The sequence below is a fragment of the Winogradskyella sp. PC-19 genome, assembly GCF_002163855.1.
Classification (GTDB): domain Bacteria; phylum Bacteroidota; class Bacteroidia; order Flavobacteriales; family Flavobacteriaceae; genus Winogradskyella.
Genome location: NZ_CP019332.1, coordinates 1,999,829 through 2,020,711 on the forward strand (window position 1 = coordinate 1,999,829; position 20,883 = coordinate 2,020,711).

The 20,883-nt window shown below is 34.1% G+C and carries 18 protein-coding genes; 7 read left to right on the forward strand and 11 right to left on the reverse strand.

Annotated elements, in window-relative coordinates:
- Positions 1-10 precede the first annotated feature (10 nt).
- Together kbl and BTO05_RS09150 are read right to left on the reverse strand one after the other, a co-directional pair.
- Positions 11-1,204, reverse strand: a complete 1,194-nt coding sequence (kbl, locus tag BTO05_RS09145) for a glycine C-acetyltransferase (protein WP_087492376.1) — start codon at positions 1,202-1,204, stop codon at positions 11-13.
- A gap of 27 nt (positions 1,205-1,231) precedes the next feature.
- Complete coding sequence (locus tag BTO05_RS09150; protein WP_087492377.1) at positions 1,232-4,363, reverse strand: UvrD-helicase domain-containing protein; 3,132 nt, start codon at positions 4,361-4,363, stop codon at positions 1,232-1,234.
- A 116-nt stretch (positions 4,364-4,479) separates the two neighbouring features.
- Between BTO05_RS09150 and BTO05_RS09155 the strand changes: the two genes are divergently transcribed.
- A complete protein-coding gene (locus BTO05_RS09155; RefSeq protein ID WP_087492378.1) occupies positions 4,480-5,088 on the forward strand; it encodes a superoxide dismutase in 609 nt (202 codons plus the stop codon).
- Between the two features lie 849 nt (positions 5,089-5,937).
- On the opposite strand, the gene BTO05_RS09165 is transcribed toward BTO05_RS09155, so the two are convergent.
- From BTO05_RS09165 to BTO05_RS09185, 5 genes are all read right to left on the reverse strand, one after another.
- Positions 5,938-7,836, reverse strand: a complete 1,899-nt coding sequence (locus tag BTO05_RS09165; protein WP_087492380.1) for an amidophosphoribosyltransferase — start codon at positions 7,834-7,836, stop codon at positions 5,938-5,940.
- A gap of 85 nt (positions 7,837-7,921) precedes the next feature.
- Entirely contained in the window at positions 7,922-8,851 is a 930-nt protein-coding gene (locus BTO05_RS09170) for a PfkB family carbohydrate kinase (protein ID WP_087492381.1), read from the reverse strand.
- Between the two features lie 68 nt (positions 8,852-8,919).
- Positions 8,920-10,368: a flavin-containing monooxygenase gene (locus BTO05_RS09175; protein ID WP_087492382.1), complete on the reverse strand. Its 1,449-nt coding sequence runs from the start codon at positions 10,366-10,368 to the stop codon at positions 8,920-8,922.
- A gap of 8 nt (positions 10,369-10,376) precedes the next feature.
- Complete coding sequence (locus tag BTO05_RS09180) at positions 10,377-11,018, reverse strand: viroplasmin family protein (protein WP_087492383.1); 642 nt, start codon at positions 11,016-11,018, stop codon at positions 10,377-10,379.
- Positions 11,011-11,577: a phosphoribosylglycinamide formyltransferase gene (locus tag BTO05_RS09185; RefSeq protein ID WP_087492384.1), complete on the reverse strand. Its 567-nt coding sequence runs from the start codon at positions 11,575-11,577 to the stop codon at positions 11,011-11,013. The genes BTO05_RS09180 and BTO05_RS09185 overlap by 8 nt, the downstream gene beginning before the upstream one ends.
- 180 nt (positions 11,578-11,757) lie before the next feature.
- Here BTO05_RS09185 and BTO05_RS09190 point away from each other — a divergent pair, with 180 nt between their 5' ends.
- From BTO05_RS09190 to pyk, 5 genes are all read left to right on the forward strand, one after another.
- Complete coding sequence (locus BTO05_RS09190) at positions 11,758-11,991, forward strand: acyl carrier protein (protein ID WP_013750595.1); 234 nt, start codon at positions 11,758-11,760, stop codon at positions 11,989-11,991.
- A gap of 12 nt (positions 11,992-12,003) precedes the next feature.
- Positions 12,004-13,254 carry a beta-ketoacyl-ACP synthase II gene (gene fabF / locus BTO05_RS09195; RefSeq protein ID WP_087492385.1) on the forward strand — a complete coding sequence of 417 codons (1,251 nt, stop codon included), beginning with the start codon at positions 12,004-12,006 and terminating at the stop codon, positions 13,252-13,254.
- 7 nt (positions 13,255-13,261) lie between these two features.
- A complete protein-coding gene (gene rnc, locus BTO05_RS09200; RefSeq protein ID WP_087492386.1) occupies positions 13,262-14,005 on the forward strand; it encodes a ribonuclease III in 744 nt (247 codons plus the stop codon).
- A 123-nt stretch (positions 14,006-14,128) separates the two neighbouring features.
- Positions 14,129-14,608, forward strand: a complete 480-nt coding sequence (locus BTO05_RS09205) for an IPExxxVDY family protein (protein ID WP_087492387.1) — start codon at positions 14,129-14,131, stop codon at positions 14,606-14,608.
- 5 nt (positions 14,609-14,613) lie between these two features.
- Entirely contained in the window at positions 14,614-16,053 is a 1,440-nt protein-coding gene (gene pyk / locus BTO05_RS09210) for a pyruvate kinase (protein WP_087492388.1), read from the forward strand.
- A gap of 61 nt (positions 16,054-16,114) precedes the next feature.
- On the opposite strand, the gene BTO05_RS09215 is transcribed toward pyk, so the two are convergent.
- The 3 genes from BTO05_RS09215 to dinB all read right to left on the reverse strand — a co-directional run bounded on the left by BTO05_RS09215 (position 16,115) and on the right by dinB (position 18,345).
- Complete coding sequence (locus BTO05_RS09215) at positions 16,115-16,729, reverse strand: hypothetical protein (protein WP_198295220.1); 615 nt, start codon at positions 16,727-16,729, stop codon at positions 16,115-16,117.
- A gap of 124 nt (positions 16,730-16,853) precedes the next feature.
- Complete coding sequence (locus tag BTO05_RS09220) at positions 16,854-17,216, reverse strand: glyoxalase/bleomycin resistance/extradiol dioxygenase family protein (RefSeq protein WP_087492389.1); 363 nt, start codon at positions 17,214-17,216, stop codon at positions 16,854-16,856.
- Positions 17,217-17,235: 19 nt separating this feature from the next.
- On the reverse strand, positions 17,236-18,345 hold the full coding sequence (dinB, locus tag BTO05_RS09225; protein ID WP_087492390.1) for a DNA polymerase IV: 1,110 nt from the start codon (positions 18,343-18,345) through the stop codon (positions 17,236-17,238).
- 90 nt (positions 18,346-18,435) lie between these two features.
- On the opposite strand from dinB, the gene BTO05_RS09230 reads away from it, so the two are divergent.
- The gene (locus tag BTO05_RS09230; protein WP_087492391.1) at positions 18,436-18,906 is read left to right on the forward strand and encodes a CYTH domain-containing protein; all 471 of its coding nucleotides are present in this window, start codon (positions 18,436-18,438) and stop codon (positions 18,904-18,906) included.
- Positions 18,907-18,956: 50 nt separating this feature from the next.
- Here BTO05_RS09230 and BTO05_RS09235 read toward each other — a convergent pair whose 3' ends face one another.
- Entirely contained in the window at positions 18,957-20,870 is a 1,914-nt protein-coding gene (locus BTO05_RS09235; RefSeq protein WP_087492392.1) for an OmpA family protein, read from the reverse strand.
- Between the last annotated feature and the right edge of the window lie 13 nt (positions 20,871-20,883).

The window sequence follows — 20,883 nt, forward strand, 5'->3', positions numbered from 1 at the left end:
TCTAAAGAATTTAGATTATTTCTAATCTTTTACCAACTTCAATAAATGCATTAATTGCTTTATCTAAATGCTCCTTTTCGTGAGCAGCTGAAAGTTGGACTCTAATTCGTGCTTTATCTTTTGGTACTACAGGAAAAAAGAATCCTATAACGTATATACCTTCTTCTAACAGCATATTGGCCATGGTTTGTGATAGCTTTGCATCGTATAACATTACTGGTACAATCGCGGAATCACCATCAATGATATCAAAACCAGCTTTTTTCATTCCGGCTTTAAAATAATTTGTATTTGCTTCTAGTTTGTCTCTTAATGAAGTGTCACCTGAAAGCATGTCAAATACCTTAATTGATGCTCCAACAATTGCTGGCGCTAATGAATTTGAAAATAAATAAGGTCTAGAACGCTGTCTTAAGATTTCAATAATTTCTTTTTTTGCGGTAGTGTAGCCACCCATAGCACCACCTAATGCTTTACCTAAAGTTCCAGTGATAATATCTATTCGACCCAAAACACCTTTTTCTTCTAATGTCCCAATTCCCGTTTCTCCTATAAATCCTGTAGCATGACACTCGTCAATCATAACCATAGCGTCATATTTATCTGCTAAATCACAAATTTTATCTAACGGAGCTACAAGTCCATCCATAGAAAACACACCATCGGTAACAATTATTTTATGTCGTGCTCCATTTTTGTTAGCCTCAATCAACTGAGTTTCTAAGTCAGCCATATCATTATTTTGATAACGATATCGGGCAGCTTTACATAAACGCACACCATCGATAATGGATGCGTGATTTAATGAGTCAGAGATAATAGCGTCTTCCTTACCCAGTAAAGGTTCAAAAACACCTCCATTAGCGTCAAATGCTGCAGCATATAAGATGGTGTCTTCAGTACCATAAAAATCCGCTATTTTTTGCTCAAGTTCTTTGTGTATGTCTTGAGTACCACAAATAAAACGCACTGACGACATCCCAAAACCATGAGTATCCATAATGTCTTGCGCTGCTTTTACAACTTCAGGATGGGATGATAAACCCAAATAATTGTTTGCACAAAAATTTAAAACTTTTTCTCCTGTATTCAAGGTAATTTCAGGACCTTGTGCAGATGTTATGATACGTTCTTCTTTAAAAAGTCCAGCATCTTTTATATTTTCTATTTCTTGATTAAGATATTCTTTTATTGCTCCGTACATTATTGCTTTTTTTGTTTTACAAAGTTACTATTTAACTTCTAAAATCTTAATAGTATCGTTAGTATAAACTATCAATTTTTTTTTAATAACATACCCCATTTCTTTTAAGACATTGGAATAGTCGTTTATCTGAGCTTCGTATTTTTTGTTTTCAACCCCAGTTTTATAATCTATAATTACCGCTTTGTTACCTTTTACTACCAATCTATCTGGTCTAAAAAAGTGGCCTTCTTTTGTAATAATATCTTTTTCGTTATATATTAAATAGTCAGTTGAGAAATATGCTGAAAGCATTTTATGATTAATAATTGAAAGTACAATTTGCTTAAGCGATTCTGACTCCGATGCTTTGATATGCCCATCACTCACTACTGATTTAATAGAAAAATCGACATCATGAGGTGTTGTGATTTTAGACATCACTAAATGTACTAGATTACCATATTCAATAGCTTTTTCTTGATCAGTCTCCCATAAAACACCTGAGCTAGTAATGATTCTGAGGTTATGCGATTCTTTGGGAGTAGATATAAATTCGTAGTCTTCTGATTCTTCAGAGACAGCTTGCCCGATAGATAATTTAGTAGGTTCTCCAAAACTGTATTCAGATTGGTTTTCTTTCCATATATTTTCAGAAATAAGGTAATTGATAAAAATCCCCGCGTATGTTTTTTCGTTAACAACACCTTTGTTACTGATGTCTTTTTTTGTGATTATATATAATTGCTCAATTGCTCGAGTCAAGGTTACGTATAACAAGTTAATACCATCTAGTTCTAACTCTGATTGATGTTTATTATGGATGACTTCACCAATTCCGCCGTAATTCTGAAAGTCTTTAGAGTAATTTATCAAGGCATTTTCAAAACCATTGTAGTTTTCCTTTTCTAACGGAAACCATTCTTTCGGCTCTAATTCGCGATAAATATCCAAATCTGCAAAAGGAAAAACCACCACCGGAAATTCTAAACCTTTAGATTTGTGGATAGTCATTATTGAAACTGCATCTAAATTATTGGACATAGTTATACTTAGTGTTTCTTTTTTAGTTTCAAAATAATCCAGAAAGCTTAAAATGTCTGATGCTTGCTTATTGCTATAATCAAAAACAGTATCTAGATAAAACTGAACATAAGCATTTGGCTTTGTTTTACACAATCCAAAACCACGCACCAAACTTTCAGCCATTTCATAAATAGGCATTTGTAATAATCTATTATAATCGAGGTGAATGTCAATCGATCTTAGCTTGTCTAATAATTCTGAAATCGAAAACGACAAATGAGACTTAAAAAATGTGTGCTTATCTTCAATTTCAAAAATTCTTGAAATATTGTTCAGCATTTCTAACTTTAATTTTTCATCATCTGGGCTAACCAATAATGCCATAACTTGATTAAGCAACTGCACTTTTGGTGAATTATTCAATAACAAAGTTTCAGATGAAACAATGCTAATATTGTTATTAGTTAGATAATCCGAAACAGCAATACCTTCTTTCTTTTTGCGTACCAAAACACAAATATCTTTTGGTCTATAGCCTTTTTCGAGACAGGATTTTATTGTCTCAAAGGTTTTTTGAACGTAAGCATCTATTCTGTCTTCGGTATTTTCCCAATCTAAAAATGAAGTATGAACATAACCACCTTTATCTTTTTTTAGTTTTTGAGAAGCCTCTTTATATAGCGACTTATAACTATCTTTTGAGAAAAACTGCTCTGAGATGAATTTAAAAAGCGAGTTGTTAAAATCTACAACGACTTGGTAACTTCGGAAGTTGTTTTCTAAATTTTTGACATCTGCCTGAATCTGAAATGGATGTGTTCTTTTTTGATATAAATCAATAAACTGCTCGGCATCACCACCACGCCATCTATAAATAGATTGTTTGGCATCACCAACTAGCATTGCAGAGCCATTTGTAGACGACAATGCATTGTCCATTAGCGGAATTAAATTTTGCCATTGCATTGCAGAGGTGTCCTGAAATTCATCCACAAAATAATGTTTAAATTTTTCACCCAAACGCTCATAAATAAAAGGTGTTGGCTGATTTTTAATCTCATTACTTATAAGTGAATTAAATTCTGAAATCAACAACTTATTCTCGTCTTCTTTTAAAGTTTTTAGTTCTTTTTGAAGTGCATTTATAACAGAAAGTGGTGTGATATTTTTATAAACTGCTCTATTGAATTTTAAATCAAAAACCCATTTTTTAGTATTTCTAAACGCTTTTGCAAGATTGGGCTGGATACTTTGTATTGTTTGTGCAATGGTATCTGAAACACGTTTTGGATATAATGTATTTCCATCAACTAAATCGGTTTGCCAATTAGGGTCAAAACTAACACTGTAATTCTCATCAGCTAACTTTTCAAAATATTTGGGCAAATAACTTCGGTTAAAATCATCATACTGTAAACCAGCTTCGTCAATCAGTTGTAATGTTTTTTTAGCTTCTTCCTTGATTTTGATCTCAAGCTCAGCTTTGGTTTTTTGCAATGTGCTTTTGAGTGTTTTAAAATCATCAAGTGTTTTCTCTTTGAGTTTATTGATATATGGAATATCATTTTCCTTTAGGAGCAGTTTTCCTATTTTTTTAAAATCATAACTAACATCCCAACTTTTATCGTCATCGGCTTTTTCAATAGCAAAATCTACAAGTATTTGCGTTAGTACCTTGTCTTTTCCTGCTCTGGCAATCAAAGCATCAACAGCTTTAGTCAATAAATAATCTTGGTCAAGCTCTACTTCAAAATTTATAGGTAGTTTTAAATCAAAGGCAAAAGTTCTGATAACACGATGCGTAAACCCATCAATGGTCGAAATATCAAAAGCTCCGTAATTATGTATGATTTTGTGTAGTACAGTTTTTGATTTCTTGTGAAGCTCTTCTGGAGAAATGGAAAGTTCCCTACAAATATCCAAAAACATTGGATGAGGGTTTTCGTCATAATTTTCTTCAGAAAAGGTCTTAAGCATATCTATAATCCGCTTTTTCATTTCACCAACGGCTTTGTTAGTAAAGGTAATGGCAAGGATATTTTTGAAAGCTTCAGAATGCTTTGAAGAAATAAGACGCTTTATGTAAGATTTGGCAAGTGTATAGGTTTTACCACTACCGGCAGACGCGCTGTATATTTCAAAGGTGTGTTGCAACAGATTATTTTTATACCAAAATAGGGAATCTTAATATTTTATTTAGAATTTGTTGATGTCATTATTGTAAATTTGTTAAAATCTAATATTACTAACACTTAAAAAATATAAATATTATGGCTTTTGAATTACCAAAACTAAAATATGCCTATGACGCTCTAGAGCCTCATATCGATGCTCGAACGATGGAGATACATCACTCAAAGCACCACAACGGATATACTACAAAATTGAATAATGCAATTGAAGGGACAGATTTAGCAAATAAATCTATAGAAGATATTTTGACAAATTTAGACATGTCTAATTCTGGTGTAAGAAATAATGGTGGTGGTTTTTATAACCATTCTTTATTTTGGGAGGTTATGAATCCTGAAGATAGAGGTTACTTATCTGGAGATTTAAAAGATGCTATTGATGCAGAGTTTGGCTCTAAAGATGCTTTTATAGAAGCATTTAGTAAAGCAGCTGCAACACAGTTTGGTTCTGGTTGGGCTTGGTTATGTGTACATAAAGGTGGAAAAGTTGAAGTTTGCTCTACGCCAAATCAAGACAATCCGTTAATGCCAGGGGTAACATGTGGCGGAGCACCAATCTTAGGTTTAGATGTTTGGGAACACGCTTATTATTTAAACTACCAAAACAGAAGACCAGATTATATTGATGCTTTTTTTAAAGTCATTAACTGGAACGAAGTTGAAAGACGTTATGCAGAGGCTAAGTAATTAGTCAAACATTATATAAAAAAGAAAACCCAAGCCACACGGCTTGGGTTTTATGGTTTTAAATATTATGAATTCGGCCTTTTAGTTTTCTTCTATTAAAGTCACTTACTCGAGTTTGGTCTTGTTTGTTGATTATAGTATATGCTAATACAGGAACTATAAGAAACCCACCAACTGCGTAAATAACATAATTACTTCTACTTTCAGTTAATATTTGATTTATAGAATATAGATTAAAGGAGTTCCAAAGAAAAATATAAATGCAGCACAGAGTTGTGCTATTTTAGAGGGTTTAGCAAATAATTCATCTACATGAAAGGTAGAATTTTTATTACACTTTTTGCAAAATAAATCTACAGAATCATTATGTGACATAGCAAATTCTACTCTAGTTTTTGTTGATGTAGAATAAGAAATGTCCTCTAAACAATTTTCACATCTTCCGTAGACTTTCATAAAAATGAACTTATATAAAATGAAAAAGGGCGAATATAAATTCACCCTTTTTGCCCCAAATCTACCATAAACTTAACCTACTTATGTTATGGTAAGGACAAATATATGTTAAGCCTAGCAATTAAGGCTTAAAACCTAGACGAAACGCTTAAATATCGGTCTAAACGATGGGTTTTGTGAGTATATGTCTGTGAGTAAGACCTTTACAAGCTTATAGAAATAAAAAAGGACGATACTTATCGTCCTTTTTTGCCCCAAATCTACCATAAACTTAACCTACTTATGTTATGGTGGTACTAATATATGTGTCTAGATTATAACTAGATTATTTTTTGGATTAACTGCAGTAATATCAGCTATATAACAAGGCCTTGGTTATTAATGTGTGCCTTACTAATAAGCACGTTCTTTATTCCCTTCAAAGAAATTAATAAAAGCTCTGTTAACCACACGGTTTCCACCGGCAGTTGGATAATCTCCTGTAAAATACCAGTCACCTAAATTTTTAGGACAGGCTTTGTGTAAATTTTCAACAGGTTGAAAAATGATTTTAACTTCGGCATTGACATCCTCATCACTTAGGAGTTCAGAAATTTTATCTGAAATTTGTTCGTCAGAGAAGTTGTCATAAATCTCTTTAACATAGTTAACGACTTTTTTATCTTTTAAATCGACTTGCTTTAGGCATTTTTTATAAACCTCTTCTACAATGTGGTATTGATTGGTGTCTTTTAAAAGTGCTAATGCTGCTCTAAAAGCAACAAGACCTTCTAAATTTGCCATATCAATACCATAACAGTCAGGATATCTAATCTGAGGTGCAGAGGAAACAACAACAATCTTTTTAGGTTGTAACCTATCCATCATCTTAATGATACTTTTCTTTAGCGTTGTTCCACGAACAATACTATCGTCTATAATCACCAAGTTGTCTGTTGGCTTTATAACACCATAAGTCACATCATAAACGTGTGCCACTAAATCATCTCGACTACTATCTTCGGTAATAAAAGTTCTGAGTTTTACATCTTTGATTGCGATTTTTTCAATTCTTGGGCGTTCTGATAAAATTTCAGTGACTTTTGCTGCAGAAAGTTTTCCGCCACCATCTAATATAGCTTGTGTTTTTCTTTGATTCAGGTGCTCTTCTACAGTGTCAATCATACCGAAGAAAGACGTTTCAGCAGTATTAGGAATAAAAGAAAACACTGAATTTTTGGTATCATAATCTATTGCTTCCAATACTCTAGGCATTAACAAACGTCCTAGTTCTTTACGTTCTTCATAGATTTCAGCATCACTACCTCTTGAAAAGTATATGCGTTCAAAAGAACATGCTTTTCGTTCTAAAGGTTCTAAAATCTGTTTGATAGAAGTTTCGCCAGATTTTTTTGTAATTATTGCGTGACCTGGGTCAAGCTCTTTGACATCTTCAAAACTAACATTAAATACTGTTTGGATTACAGGTCGCTCTGATGCTACAACCACAACCTCATCATCTTCATAATAATAAGCAGGGCGAATACCTGCTGGATCACGTAAAACAAAACTATCACCATGTCCTAACAGTCCAGCCATAGCATAACCACCATCCCAGTTTTTGGCTGCTTTTCTTAATATTTTTGCAACATTAAGACGTTCAGCAATTAACGGAGAACATTCTTCTTTGTTATAACCTTCTTTTTTAAGATTCTTGTAAATTTTTGAAACTGCATCATCTAGAAAATGACCGATTTTTTCCATAATGGTAATGGTATCGGCTTTTTCTTTTGGGTGTTGACCTATTTTGACAAGATTAGCAAAAAGCTCACGAACGTTAGTCATATTAAAGTTACCCGCAACAATTAGGTTTCTGTGCATCCAATTGTTTTGTCTTAAAAACGGATGTACACTCTCGACACTGTTTTTTCCAAACGTTCCATAACGAACATGCCCTAAAAGTAATTCACCAATGTATGGAATATGCTTTTTTTGAGCGGCTACATCATTTTGATATTCTGGGTTTTTGGTAAGGTCATCATTGATACGTTCATTAATCTGAGCAAAGATATCTTGTATGGGTTGTTGTGCTATAGATCGTACACGACTTATATAACGCTCACCTGGTTGTGTGTCAAGTTTTATACTTGCAAAACCAGCACCATCCTGACCACGGTTATGCTGTTTTTCCATCATGAGATACATTTTGTTTACCCCATAAAATGCGCTACCGTATTTTTCTTTATAAAACTCTAAAGGTTTTTTTAGTCTAATTAATGCAATTCCGCATTCGTGTTTTAAAGCGTCACTCATTGTTGTTGTGAGAGTTTGTTGTGTTGTTGAGTATTCAAAAATAATGAATTAAAAAACGCGCCAAAATTAGGCGCGTTAGTTTTTATTAGTTCAATTCGATTTCAAATTGTGTTAAGTCTTTAAATTGCTGTAGGCGTTGGTATATTTCATCATCTGTTAGCGTAAGCATTCGTTCTGTACCGAACTTTTCTACACAGAAAGAGGCTAATGCTGAGCCATATATAACAGCTTTTTTCATATTCTCAAATGACACATTACCTGTTTTTGCAAGATAACCAGAAAAACCACCAGCAAATGTATCTCCTGCGCCAGTTGGGTCAAAAACTTCAGCTAAAGGCAATGCTGGAGCGTAAAACATGTTGTCTTCATTAAATAGTAAAGCACCATGCTCTCCCTTTTTGATGACCACATATTTTGGACCCATAGAATGGATTTTTTTTGCTGCGTTGACTAAAGAATACTCTCCAGATAACTGCCTTGCTTCTTCATCATTTATCGTTATAACGTCCACATTTTTAAGAACGGCTTTCAAATCATCCATTGCAATATCCATCCAAAAATTCATAGTATCTAAAATAGCCAATTTTGGTTTTTTAGACATCTGGTCTAATACGCTTTGTTGTGTTAGTGGATGTAAATTACCAAGCATAACAATATCTGCATCTTGATAATTTTCTGGAACAACAGGTGTAAATGTTTCTAATACATTAAGCTCAGTCGCTAAAGTATCACGAGAATTCATATCGTTATGATATTTTCCGCTCCAAAAGAAAGTCTTACCTTCTTTTACGATCTCAATACCGTCTATATTAACTTTTCTATCTATTAATAGGTCTAAATATTCTTGCGGAAAATCTCCTCCAACAACAGAAACAGCTGCAGCATTGACATTATCAAAATTTGCCGCAGAAAGACCAATGTATGTGGCGGCTCCACCTAAAATTTTGTCAGTTTTACCAAAAGGTGTTTCAATAGCATCAAAGGCAACAGTTCCGACAATTACTAATTTACTCATTATCTGGGTTTAGATTTAAGGTGCAAACTTACGTAAAATATATTCCTTTATAAAGAGATATTCTATGTCTATTTAAAAACAGCAACACCATCATTTACTCGGTCAATTCTTAACATTTTATAGTCTAGTATGTAATTTTGATAAACGCGCCATGGTGCTTTGTCGCCTTGATTGGGCAAAATATTTTTTGCGCGATTAATGTATCCTGAATTTAAATTTAATAATGGCGTAGGTTTAAGATTTTTATCTTTTACAATTGGGCAAATGGTGTCTAAATTATGCTTGTCGATGTATTTAATAACACGAGAAATATACTCGCTAGTCAAATCACTTTTTAGTGTCCAAGAAGCGTTGGTATAGCCTACAAATAAAAATAAATTAGGTAACCCGCTTAACATGGCACCTCTATAAACAAAAGTTTTTGAAACATCGATAGGATTGCCATCTATAGAAATTTTAATACCACCTAGAGGCAAGATTTTAAGCCCAGTTGCGCTGACAATAATATCTGTTTTGATGGCTTCTCCAGATTCTAAAATAATACCGTTTTCGTCAAAATGCGAAATCTTTGCAGTGACGATTGATGCTTTTTTCTTTATCAGAGCTTTAAACAAGTCACCATCCGGAGCAATACAAAAACGTTGTTCCCAAGGTTCGTAATTTGGTGTAAAGTGAGGATTTACAGGGATATCACCTAATTGCTTTTGAGCTTTTTTTGATATAAACTTTCTCAGTGCATTTGGCCATTTCCTACAGGCATTAAAAAAAGCAATGCTCAATAAAATATTTTTGGTTCGGATGGCTTTATGAGCCCATGTCTTGGGCAAGATTTTTTTTAATAACTCAGCAATTTTATCTTTGTTTGGTAGTGCACTTACATATGTTGGCGTTCGCTGAAGCATAGTCACCTGACCTACTTGGTCTGCAATTTTGGGTACAATGGTAACTGCAGTTGCACCACTACCAATAACTACCACTTTTTTCTTTTTAAGATTTAAATTTTCTGGCCATTTTTGAGGATGTATAAATTGCCCTTTAAAGTTTTCTAAACCTTTAAACTCTGGCGTATATCCTTTATCATAGTTATAGTAACCACTACAATTAAAAATAAATTTTGAAGTATAAGTATGCTCTTCTTTGGTGATAACATTTTCAGTTGTAATGGTCCAAAGCGCATTTTTAGAATTAAAGTTACAAGAAATAGCTTTCTGATGATATGTAATTTGGTCTTTAACGCCGTATTCTTCAGAGGCTTCTTTTAAATATGTTAAAATTGAACCTGCATCGGCATACGATTTTGGATTATCCCAAGTTTTGAAAGAATATCCAAACGTGTACATATCAGAATCAGAACGAATACCAGGATATTTAAATAAATCCCAAGTACCACCAAATGTAGCTCTGGACTCTAAAATAATATAGGTTTTTTCAGGATTCTTTCTTTGTAAATGGCAAGCTGCACCAATTCCAGAAAGACCTGCGCCGACAATTAATATATCAAAATGACTACTGCTCATTCAAAAAATTATTTACGACCAAAATCCGCAGGGATTTCTCCCCAAGCTTTTGTTTCCCACTTTACGATTGTGGTCCTGTAATCATTAGTTTCTAACCATTTTATAGCACGATCCACCAATTCAAAAACAGGTTCGTTTTTTTTATTACGTTTCAATTTAGTGTTGCAGTTTTTTTTGCGCACCCAACTCATTGCAGTACGGCTGTCGGTGTACATAATGCGGTCGCTGTTGTGTTGTTTTAAAAATGCTAAACCGTGAACTAATGCCAGAAACTCGCCAATATTATTGGTGCCTTCATCGAAAGGACCTTGGATAAAGAGTTGCTTTTTGGTTTTGGTATCCACACCACGATATTCCATAACTCCTGGATTACCACTTGATGCTGCATCAACTGAAATAGAGTTATAGTTTGGCTTTCCTATTTTTTTGAGTTGAGCTTCTGACAATTCACTTTTAAAGGTTTTTGATTTACCAATGTAGTCTTTATAGTTGCCTTTTAATGCTTTTTTTGCAGCTTCAAACGTTGTAAAAGATTTGTATTGCGCGCCTTCAAAGTTTTTGATTTGGGCTTTACAATCGTCCCAAGTTTCAAAAACACCTATACGATGTCCTTTCCAGACAGTGTAGTATTTCTTCTTTTTTTTACCCATTTAATAGCTTTTCAACCACTTTAGGAAAATGCTCCATTTCTAATTCATGAATTTTTATGGCCACATCTTCAGCTGTATCTTTTTCTGAAACATCACATTTTGCTTGAAAAATAATAGCACCTTCATCATAATTCTCATTGACATAATGTATAGTTATACCGGTTTCAGTTTCATTATTTGCAACAACAGCGTTGTGAACATTCATTCCATACATGCCTTTTCCGCCATATTTTGGTAAAAGTGCTGGATGTACATTTATGACCTTGTTTTTAAAATGTTTTAGAATGTGCTCAGGAAATTTCCATAAAAATCCTGCCAAAACTATTAAGTCGGGATTGTTGTTTTTCAGAATATTTAATACATCATCAGTTTTTGTAAATGCAATTCTGTTAAATGAAAGAGCAGAAACCTCTAGGCGTTTGGCACGATCTAACACTTTGGCATGAGGATTGTTAGATAATATTTGAATAACCGATGCTTGGTCACTGTCTTGAAAAAAATTTATCAAATTTTCAGCATTACTTCCCGAGCCGGACGCAAAAATTACAATACGCTTCATAATCTAGTTATCACGTTAGTTATTCAAACAAAAAAAAGAATAATAATTTACAATTAGGCTCAAAAACTAAATACTTATTTCTATTTTTATCTATGTAAGTCACATTTATTAGGTAAATGTATATTTTAAAATAAAGTTTTTTATTTTTGCCCTCTAATTAAAACTTAAAACTAAAAAATTATGTCAGACATTGCATCAAGAGTAAAAGCGATTATCGTAGACAAATTAGGTGTTGATGAAAACGAAGTTGTAACCGAAGCTAGCTTTACTAACGATTTAGGAGCAGATTCATTGGATACAGTAGAGTTAATCATGGAATTCGAAAAAGAATTCGATATTCAAATACCAGACGATCAGGCTGAAAACATTGCAACAGTTGGTCAAGCTGTCTCTTATATTGAAGAAGCAAAATAAGAAGTTAATTTTATGGAATTAAAGCGAGTTGTAGTTACCGGTTTAGGTGCGCTTACACCCATTGGCAATACCAAAGATGAATATTGGGATGCCCTTGTTAGTGGAAAAAGTGGCGCTGCACCTGTCACACATTTTGATGCTGAAAAGTTCAAAACGCAGTTTGCTTGTGAAGTAAAAAACTTTGAAGTTACTGACTTTATTGACAGAAAGTTAGCGCGTCAAATGGATAAGTTTTCGCAATATGCAATGGTAGCTTCGGATGAAGCTATTGCAGATGCAAACTTAGATTTGGATGCACTAAACAAATACAGAGTAGGTGTAATTTGGGGTGCCGGAATTGGAGGCTTAGAAACATTTCAGGAAGAAGTGTTAAACTATGCCAAAGGTGATGGAACACCAAGATTTAACCCACGTTTCATTCCGAAAATGATTGCCGATATAGCACCAGGAAACATATCCATAAAGCATGGATTCATGGGACCAAACTATACAACGGTATCTGCTTGTGCCTCTTCTGCAAATTCAATGATTGATGCCTTAAACAATATACGTTTAGGTCATTGTGATGTTGTGATTACAGGAGGAAGTGAAGCCGCTGTTACCATTGCTGGTATGGGTGGTTTTAATGCTATGCACGCCATGAGTACTCGTAACGATAGCCCAGAGACAGCTTCAAGACCCTTTGACGCAAACCGAGATGGTTTTGTGTTAGGTGAAGGTGCTGGTGCGATTGTTTTAGAGGATTATGACCATGCAAAAGCTAGAGGCGCAAAAATTTATGCCGAAGTTGTAGGTGGCGGTTTATCATCAGATGCTTATCATATGACTGCACCACATCCAGACGGAATTGGTGTTATCGCAGTAATGAAACATTGTTTAGAAAATGCAGGTTTAAATCCTGAAGATGTAGATCATATAAATACACACGGAACATCTACACCATTAGGTGATGTTGCCGAATTAAAAGCTATATCTGAAGTATTTGGAAGTCACGCTAAAAACATAAATATTAATTCTACTAAATCTATGACTGGGCACTTATTGGGTGCTGCTGGTGCGATTGAGGCAATTGCTTCAATACTAGCAATCGAGCACGGTATTATTCCGCCAACAATCAATCACGAAACGGTTGACGAAAACATAGACCCAGAATTAAATTTAACTCTCAATAAAGCGCAGAAACGCGATATTAAAGTAGCAATGAGTAATACATTTGGATTTGGCGGACACAACGCTTGTGTATTATTTAAGAAACTAGATTAAATCCCGAATGAGTATCATTCGTAACATATTAAAAAATTCCCGTTCTGAAGATGACGGGAATTTTTTTTTACAACTTCAACAGATTTTAGGCTATAAGCCCAAAAAGAAACATATTTATAGAAAAGCATTTACCCATCGTTCGATGAATATCAAGGACAAAAAGGGTAATCCTATTAATTACGAACGCTTAGAGTTTGTGGGTGACGCCATGCTAGGCTCTGTAATTGCTTCTTTTTTATTTAGTGAAGTTCCGCATGGAGACGAAGGTTATTTGACCAAAATGAGGTCTAAAGTCGTCAGTCGCGAGCATTTAAATGAGCTTGGTAAGGAATTAAAACTCATAGATATAGTCACTAGCAGGATACCAACTGAGAATTTTGGAAATAATATTCACGGAAACCTTTTTGAAGCACTTGTCGGAGCAATTTATCTAGACAAAGGTTACAAAGCTTGTGAGAAATTTATTCATAAAAATGTAATACTTCCTCATGTAGACATTAGTAAATTAGAAGGAAAAGTTATTAGTTATAAAAGTTTGCTTATCGAGTGGTGTCAAAAAGAAAAAAAGACTTTTAATTACGAAGTTTATGAAGACACAGGTAATGACTCTTTAAAACACTTTTCTGTAAAGCTTAGTATCGATGAAAAAGTGATTTCAAAAGGTCGAGCAACATCAAAAAAGAAAGCTGAAGAAAAAGCATCAAAACGCGCTTTTTTTGCCTTTCAAAGCCAAATGACAGAACGTCCTTAGTTCTTCTAAAAACAGATAATTAGCGCAAACGTTTTCGTAAAAAGTTAACTTTAAGTTTCACAAAAAGGTAATGTTTGACGTATCTTTATATCTTATATTTACTTAATATTTGTAAATAATAATATGGCACTGCATAAGCTTTTAGTAGATGATTTTTATGATGAGACCTATGTACTAATTGCCCTGCATTGTAGATTAGAGGATTACCGTTTAGCCTATATGATTAATAAACATTTTGGTATTAATCTTGAGCGTAATAAAAAAGATTTGGACCTCAATTATACGTCTTCATCTTACGCGGTATACCAATGGTATAATGAAGCAAACGATGCTACGTGGAGTCTAATAGCAAATATTTGTAAAAAGGAAGAAGAGAGTGTGACAAGTAGTGGCGTTCTTTTTAGCGACGATAAAAAGGTAACAAAGACTTACAATCTACTACCAGAATTAAGACAAGTCGATTATTTTATAAAAATAACAAACGATACTTATCAGGTTAACGAAAAACTGATGATTAGCAAATTACAGAGTATACCTCACATCATAACAAGTTATACTGTAGATTTGGCTAAAATAAAATCCAAAGAACATTTAATTTTTTAGAATTAATGAAGAATAAGAAAACGAAGATAGTTGCAACGCTTGGGCCAGCAACAAGCAGCAAGAAGGTTTTAAAACAAATGTTAGATGAAGGCGCAAATGTCTTTAGAATTAACTTTTCTCACGCCGATTATGATGGTGTAAAAGAGCGTATAAAAATGATACGTGAACTTAATGAAGAGTATGGTTACAACGCTGCGATATTAGGTGATTTACAAGGACCAAAATTACGCGTCGGTAAGATGAAAGAAGAGGTTGTCGTAAATCCTGGTGACGAAATTATTTTTGCAACTGGCGAACGTTTTGAAGGCACAAAAGAACGTGTTTACATGACTTATGATAAGTTTCCTCAAGACGCTAAACCCGGAGAGCGTATTCTTTTAGATGACGGAAAACTAATCTTTGAAGTGGTATCTACAGATAAAAAATCTGAAGTTAAAGCTAAGGTTATTCAAGGTGGTCCATTAAAATCCAAAAAAGGAGTTAATCTACCTAACACTAATATATCACAACCGGCATTAACCGAAAAAGATATAGAGGACGCTATTTTTGCGATTGGACAACAAGTCGATTGGCTGGCTTTATCTTTTGTGCGTCATGCCGAAGATTTAATGGAACTTCAAAAATTAATTAATGAACATACCGACCACAAAATTCCTATCATCGCTAAAATTGAAAAACCTGAAGCAGTTGCCAATATCGATAAGATTGTGGCCTATTGTGATGGTTTAATGGTTGCTCGTGGTGATTTGGGAGTAGAAATCCCAGCTGAAGAAGTGCCATTGGTACAAAAGAAATTAGTACTTAGAGCAAAACGCGCTCGTATACCAGTAATTATTGCTACCCAGATGATGGAAACCATGATTACAAGTTTGACACCAACACGTGCTGAGGTTAATGATGTTGCAAATTCTGTAATGGATGGAGCAGACGCAGTAATGCTTTCTGGAGAAACATCGGTTGGTAAATATCCGGTCCAGGTTATTAGACAAATGGCAAATATTATTCGTAGTGTCGAGGATTCTCCATTAATTGAAGTTCCACAATTACCACCGCATATTCGTACCAACAGATATATTACAAAGTCAATTTGTTATCATGCTGCAAAAATGGCTAATGAGATAGATGCCAAAGCAATTTCTACATTGACAAATAGTGGTTACACTGCTTTTCAGATATCTGCTTGGCGACCAAGTGCACACATATTGGTATTTAGCTCAAACGAGCGTATTTTAACACGCTTAAGTTTACTTTGGGGAGTTACAGCGTTTCATTACGATAAGTTTGTAAGCACTGACGAAACTATAGAAGACGTTAATGCTATAGCTTGTAAAAAAGGCTATCTCGATGTTGGCGATATGCTAATTAGCTTAGCAGCGATGCCAATTAAGGATAAAGGTATGGTAAACACACTAAGAGTTACCGAGATTGAGAGTTGTAGTTTTTAGATTAAGATTCGTAAGTAGGCTATATTAGCAATTAATTATGCACGTTGTTATAAACTGACTTTTATGCTATTTGTTCAATACGACAATTTTCACATTCAGGGTGAGCTTTTACAAAGTCAGCGATTGATTCTTTGATTTTTTCAAATGAATCTTCATAGAAATATAATCCTGTTTCTGTATTTCCTTGCCAATATCGAAGAGTATTATCTTTAATTCCAGCTAATCTTCTTATTTCAACAGCTAAAGCCTCAGAGTCCGAGGTTTTATATACCTCATCTGACAAATTAATTCCGTCTAGATAAACCCCTAATCCTTCTTTTTTACCAAACTGTATTTTTTGTGCTGTTTTCTCTATTAAAAGTCTTGACCCTTTTGGAGCCCCAAGTTCTTCTAGCTTATTAATGATTAGTTTTATTTGACTCTCATTGATTTCATCTGAGTATAGTCGGATTTCAACATCACAATATTCTAATTCTCCAGATTCCAATTGCATAGTTCCTCCACCTGTAACTTCTCCAATTTTGTTAGCTTGAATAAATTCGTCTAATGGGTCTTCATAAATTTCTCCTCTATCGATTGGCATTAGCTTATCGTTTAGAGTTGCTACAATATAATTTCCAGAGTATTCTTCTTTCCCTTTTTTATTAATTCCGAAAAGTTTTTTAATGAAGTTCATATGTTGATTTAGCTTGTTTACAAGATTTCACTGATATGAAATCGTTTTAATGTTTTATGTCAGCCTTTAGATTAAGTTAGTCTAAAATAATGGAAAATCAATTGGACATGATTGTTAATATTAATCATAATCGCTCTACAAAAAACACCACATTATTATTCAAATCATAAAACCCAAACTCGTTAGTATTCCAAGCTGTTTTTAGGTTTAATTTTTCTGGTGTTACGGTTTTTCGTTCTACAAATTCTTCAAAAATTGGTTTTATATCGTCAACCATGATACGTATAACAGAGCCGCCAAGTAATGGATCATCTTTGGTGTCTGCATGCCATTGCAAATGCATATTAATGTTTTCGCGTTGTAATAACGCATACATCTTATCACTATACAATGTTTTAAAACCTATATGTTTTTCGAACCAAGCTATATCGCGCTCAATATTCTGACTTGGTAAAACTGGCGCTACTTCTAAAAGTCTAGTTCTCATAGTTTTCTAAAATTATAAATTAAAACTCAAACTTTAATTGTACACTGACAGATTTTTTCTCTGTTTTTGCTAGCTTTTTTTTGGAGGCTTCTGTGTTTAGATTAGACAATGAAATCCCTAAAAGCCTCACAGAATTATTAAGTTTTTCTTGGTAGAGTAAATTCTTTGCAGTTTCTAAGATTATAGATTTGTCGCTTATAAAATAGGGTAATGTTTTACTTCGTGTTTGCAAAGTAAAATCACTGTATTTTATTTTTAAAGTTACTGTTTTACCAGAGACTTTACTTTTATGTAATCGCCTGGAAACTTCTTCGGCGATATGCTCTAGTTTTTCGAGCATAAATATTTCGGAAGATAAGTTTTCACTAAATGTACGCTCGGCAGCTAATGATTTTCTGGTACGATTTGGTTTGACTTCACTGTTATGAATGCCACGGACAATATGATAATAATAACCACCAGATTTCCCGAAGTTATCAGTTAAGTATTCTAGGGATTTTGATTTTAAATCTTTGCCAGTAAAAATGCCTTTTTGATACATTTTTTCGGCTGTGACTTTACCAACTCCATAAAATTTTCGGATATCTAATGCTTCCAAAAATTCTAAAACATCTTCGGGATTTACGGTTTTTTGTCCATTAGGTTTGTTGTAGTCACTGGCGACTTTAGCCACAAACTTATTAATAGAGATTCCTGCAGAAGCTGTTAAGCCAGTATCTTCAAAAATACGTTGTCTTATCTGTTGCGCGATTATCGATGCGCTAGGCATACCTATTTTGTTTTGTGTGACGTCTAAATAGGCTTCATCGAGAGATAGAGGCTCTACCAAATCGGTATAGCTCAAAAATATTTTTCTAATTTTTTGAGAGACTTCTTTATAACGTTCAAAATTGGTTTTGACGAAAATCAGTTCAGGGCAAAGTTTTTCAGCCAAGCGTCCAGACATGGCACTTTTTACACCAAACTTTCGTGCCTCGTAACTTGCAGCACTAATGACACCACGTTTTCCGCCACCGCCAACAGCGATGGGTTTTCCTCGTAATTCGGGATTATCCAACTGCTCGACAGAGGCATAAAAAGCATCCATATCTACATGAATTATTTTCCGAATTGGTAAATCGTCTGGCATACTGTAAATTTATGAATTCCTGCGCAGGCAGGAATCTTACAAAAGTTAAATTGAATTATAAAAAAATTTCCGTTTTCACGGGAAGATAGCATGACTGAAATAGAACGAAAATTTTTAGTAAAATCTGAGGCTTTTAAAGACCAAGCTTTTAACGCCTACGATATAAAGCAAGGATTTTTGAATAGTGCTCCTGAACGAGCCGTTAGAATAAGACTAAAAAAAGATAAAGGTATTTTGACTATAAAAGGAAAATCATCTGAGGATGGTTTGAGCCGATTTGAATGGGAAAAGGAAATACCCAAAACGGAAGCAGAAGCACTACTGTTACTATGCGAAAAAGGGATTATAGATAAAACCAGATACGAAGTCAAAGTCGGTAATCATACTTTTGAAGTAGATGAATTTTATGGTGATAACCAAGGATTAATTATAGCCGAAGTTGAGCTTAACTCAAAAACTGAAACTTTTGAAAAGCCCGATTGGTTAGGCAAAGAAGTCACTGGAGAGATTAAATACTACAACTCTAATTTGAGTAGACTTCCTTTTATAGACTGGACATAAAAAAACGCTTTGAGATTCTCAAAGCGTTTTTATTTATAGTTAGTATTCTGTTATTGGTTATTTGGACCGCCGCTAATTATAATAAATTCCGAACGTCTATTTTGCTGATGTTCGTCTTCAGTACAATTATTACCACATTTGATTTTAAGATCATTTTCTCCACGTCCAATGGCCTGAATGCGTTTTTCTGAAATACCTTTTGAAATCACATATTGTTGTGTAGATGTTGCACGTCTTTGTGATAGTCTCTGGTTATATGGCTCAGAACCTCTACTATCTGTGTGTGATGCTGCATTAATAACCAAATCAGGGTATTTATTCATGATTTGTACAAGCTTATCTAATTCAAAAGCTGCTGTAGATGTAATATTGTGTTTATCAAAATCGAAGTAAATAGGTGCTAATTCTATTTTGTCTTCAACAATCAATTCTTCAATTGGATTCAAAGAAATTCTAACATCTTGCTCTTCCACACGTTCTGTTTTTTCAGTGATACGTTTACTGTCATAGCCATCTGCAAGAACTTCGATGTCTGAACTTGTGTTACATTCTACGATGAACGTTGTTTTACCTTCGGCATCCGAAGATTTTGTCGAAATTTTATTGCCTTGGTCGTCATATAAGCTAACCGATGCTCCTGAAATTGGCTTGCGATTACTGTCATCTAAGACTTCAACATTTAAAACAACATCACAAAGTGGTTGTAGTTTTTTGATAAGATATACATCGTCACTTCCTTTTCCGCCTTCACGGTTAGAAGACACAAAACCTTCTTCAGAATCTTCGTCAATTGTAAATGCAAAATCATCACCATTACTATTTACAGGGATGCCAATATTACGAATAGGCGCCATCTTGCCATCAATTTCTTCAGTATAAAACACATCCATACCACCAAGCCCTAAATGACCATTAGATGAAAAGTAAAGTGTGTTATTACTACTGATATAAGGAAACATTTCTTGCGCTTCGGTATTTACTTTCTGCCCCAAGTTTTCTGGTGTTCCGAGAGAACCATCGTCATTTATTGATGCTTTGTAGATGTCAAATTGCCCAAAACCGCCAGGCATATCTGAAGCAAAGTAAAGTGTCTTACCATCTGCGCTTACAGAAGGATTTTTAACAGAGTAGTTTTTGCTATTAACCGGTAGACTTACAATATCGTCCCAATCGTCACCAATTTTTGAAGCTTTAAACAAATACAATTGACTATATTTTATTTTTGATAAAGAATCTTTTTCAAAAGCCTTTTCAAAATAACTCTCACGAGAAAAATACATTGTATTTCCGTCAGGAGAAAAGGAGACTAATCCTTCATGATATTTAGTGTTAATGTCTTTGTTTAATAACTGTGCATCTTGGTATGATCCATCTGTATTTTTGTAAAGTGAATAGATGTCTAAAAAAGGTTCGTTATTCCAACCGTAAGATTTACGATTGTCATTACGCGCAGAAGCTATGTAAAGATTGCCTTTGTTTACTGTACCACCAAAATCACTATTCTCAGAATTGAAATCAGCATTTTGAACATTGAATTTTTTTCCTTGTTCTAATATTTTTGGCAAGTAATTTGGGTTGCTCAAAAAGGCTGTAGCTCTATTGTCTGAAGGACGCATCGAAGCAAAACGCTGCATTTGTGTATTTGAAGCTTCATACTTACCATTTGCTTTTAACATTTCGGCATAATTGTATATCATTTCAGGGTTTTCTGAAGACTCTAATGCTTTGGCATACCAACGCTCAGCTTCAACAGTATTAAACATATTGTAATATGATTCAGCCAGACGTCCGTATACATAGGCATCTCCTTTTCCATCTTCAACAAGTTTATTGTAACTCTCTGCAGCTTTTACAAATAGAAAGCGTTCGAATTGCTTATCTGCTTTTTTGGTGCTTGAATTTTGAGCAGTTAAGCTTAAACTACTCATCAATGCTATAAAAAATAATGTTTTAAAAATTTTCATAATGTTTTAGCTT

Bases quoted from the DNA above. Each gene is read 5' to 3' on its own strand.
- kbl (WP_087492376.1), bottom strand. From the start codon at position 1,204: ATGTACGGAGCAATAAAAGAATATCTTAATCAAGAAATAGAAAATATA.
- BTO05_RS09155 (WP_087492378.1), top strand. From the start codon at position 4,480: ATGGCTTTTGAATTACCAAAACTAAAATATGCCTATGACGCTCTAGAG.
- BTO05_RS09165 (WP_087492380.1), bottom strand. From the start codon at position 7,836: ATGAGTGACGCTTTAAAACACGAATGCGGAATTGCATTAATTAGACTA.
- BTO05_RS09170 (WP_087492381.1), bottom strand. From the start codon at position 8,851: ATGAGTAAATTAGTAATTGTCGGAACTGTTGCCTTTGATGCTATTGAA.
- BTO05_RS09175 (WP_087492382.1), bottom strand. From the start codon at position 10,368: ATGAGCAGTAGTCATTTTGATATATTAATTGTCGGCGCAGGTCTTTCT.
- BTO05_RS09180 (WP_087492383.1), bottom strand. From the start codon at position 11,018: ATGGGTAAAAAAAAGAAGAAATACTACACTGTCTGGAAAGGACATCGT.
- BTO05_RS09185 (WP_087492384.1), bottom strand. From the start codon at position 11,577: ATGAAGCGTATTGTAATTTTTGCGTCCGGCTCGGGAAGTAATGCTGAA.
- BTO05_RS09190 (WP_013750595.1), top strand. From the start codon at position 11,758: ATGTCAGACATTGCATCAAGAGTAAAAGCGATTATCGTAGACAAATTA.
- fabF (WP_087492385.1), top strand. From the start codon at position 12,004: ATGGAATTAAAGCGAGTTGTAGTTACCGGTTTAGGTGCGCTTACACCC.
- rnc (WP_087492386.1), top strand. From the start codon at position 13,262: ATGAGTATCATTCGTAACATATTAAAAAATTCCCGTTCTGAAGATGAC.
- BTO05_RS09205 (WP_087492387.1), top strand. From the start codon at position 14,129: ATGGCACTGCATAAGCTTTTAGTAGATGATTTTTATGATGAGACCTAT.
- pyk (WP_087492388.1), top strand. From the start codon at position 14,614: ATGAAGAATAAGAAAACGAAGATAGTTGCAACGCTTGGGCCAGCAACA.
- BTO05_RS09215 (WP_198295220.1), bottom strand. From the start codon at position 16,729: ATGAACTTCATTAAAAAACTTTTCGGAATTAATAAAAAAGGGAAAGAA.
- BTO05_RS09220 (WP_087492389.1), bottom strand. From the start codon at position 17,216: ATGAGAACTAGACTTTTAGAAGTAGCGCCAGTTTTACCAAGTCAGAAT.
- dinB (WP_087492390.1), bottom strand. From the start codon at position 18,345: ATGCCAGACGATTTACCAATTCGGAAAATAATTCATGTAGATATGGAT.
- BTO05_RS09230 (WP_087492391.1), top strand. From the start codon at position 18,436: ATGACTGAAATAGAACGAAAATTTTTAGTAAAATCTGAGGCTTTTAAA.
- BTO05_RS09235 (WP_087492392.1), bottom strand. From the start codon at position 20,870: ATGAAAATTTTTAAAACATTATTTTTTATAGCATTGATGAGTAGTTTA.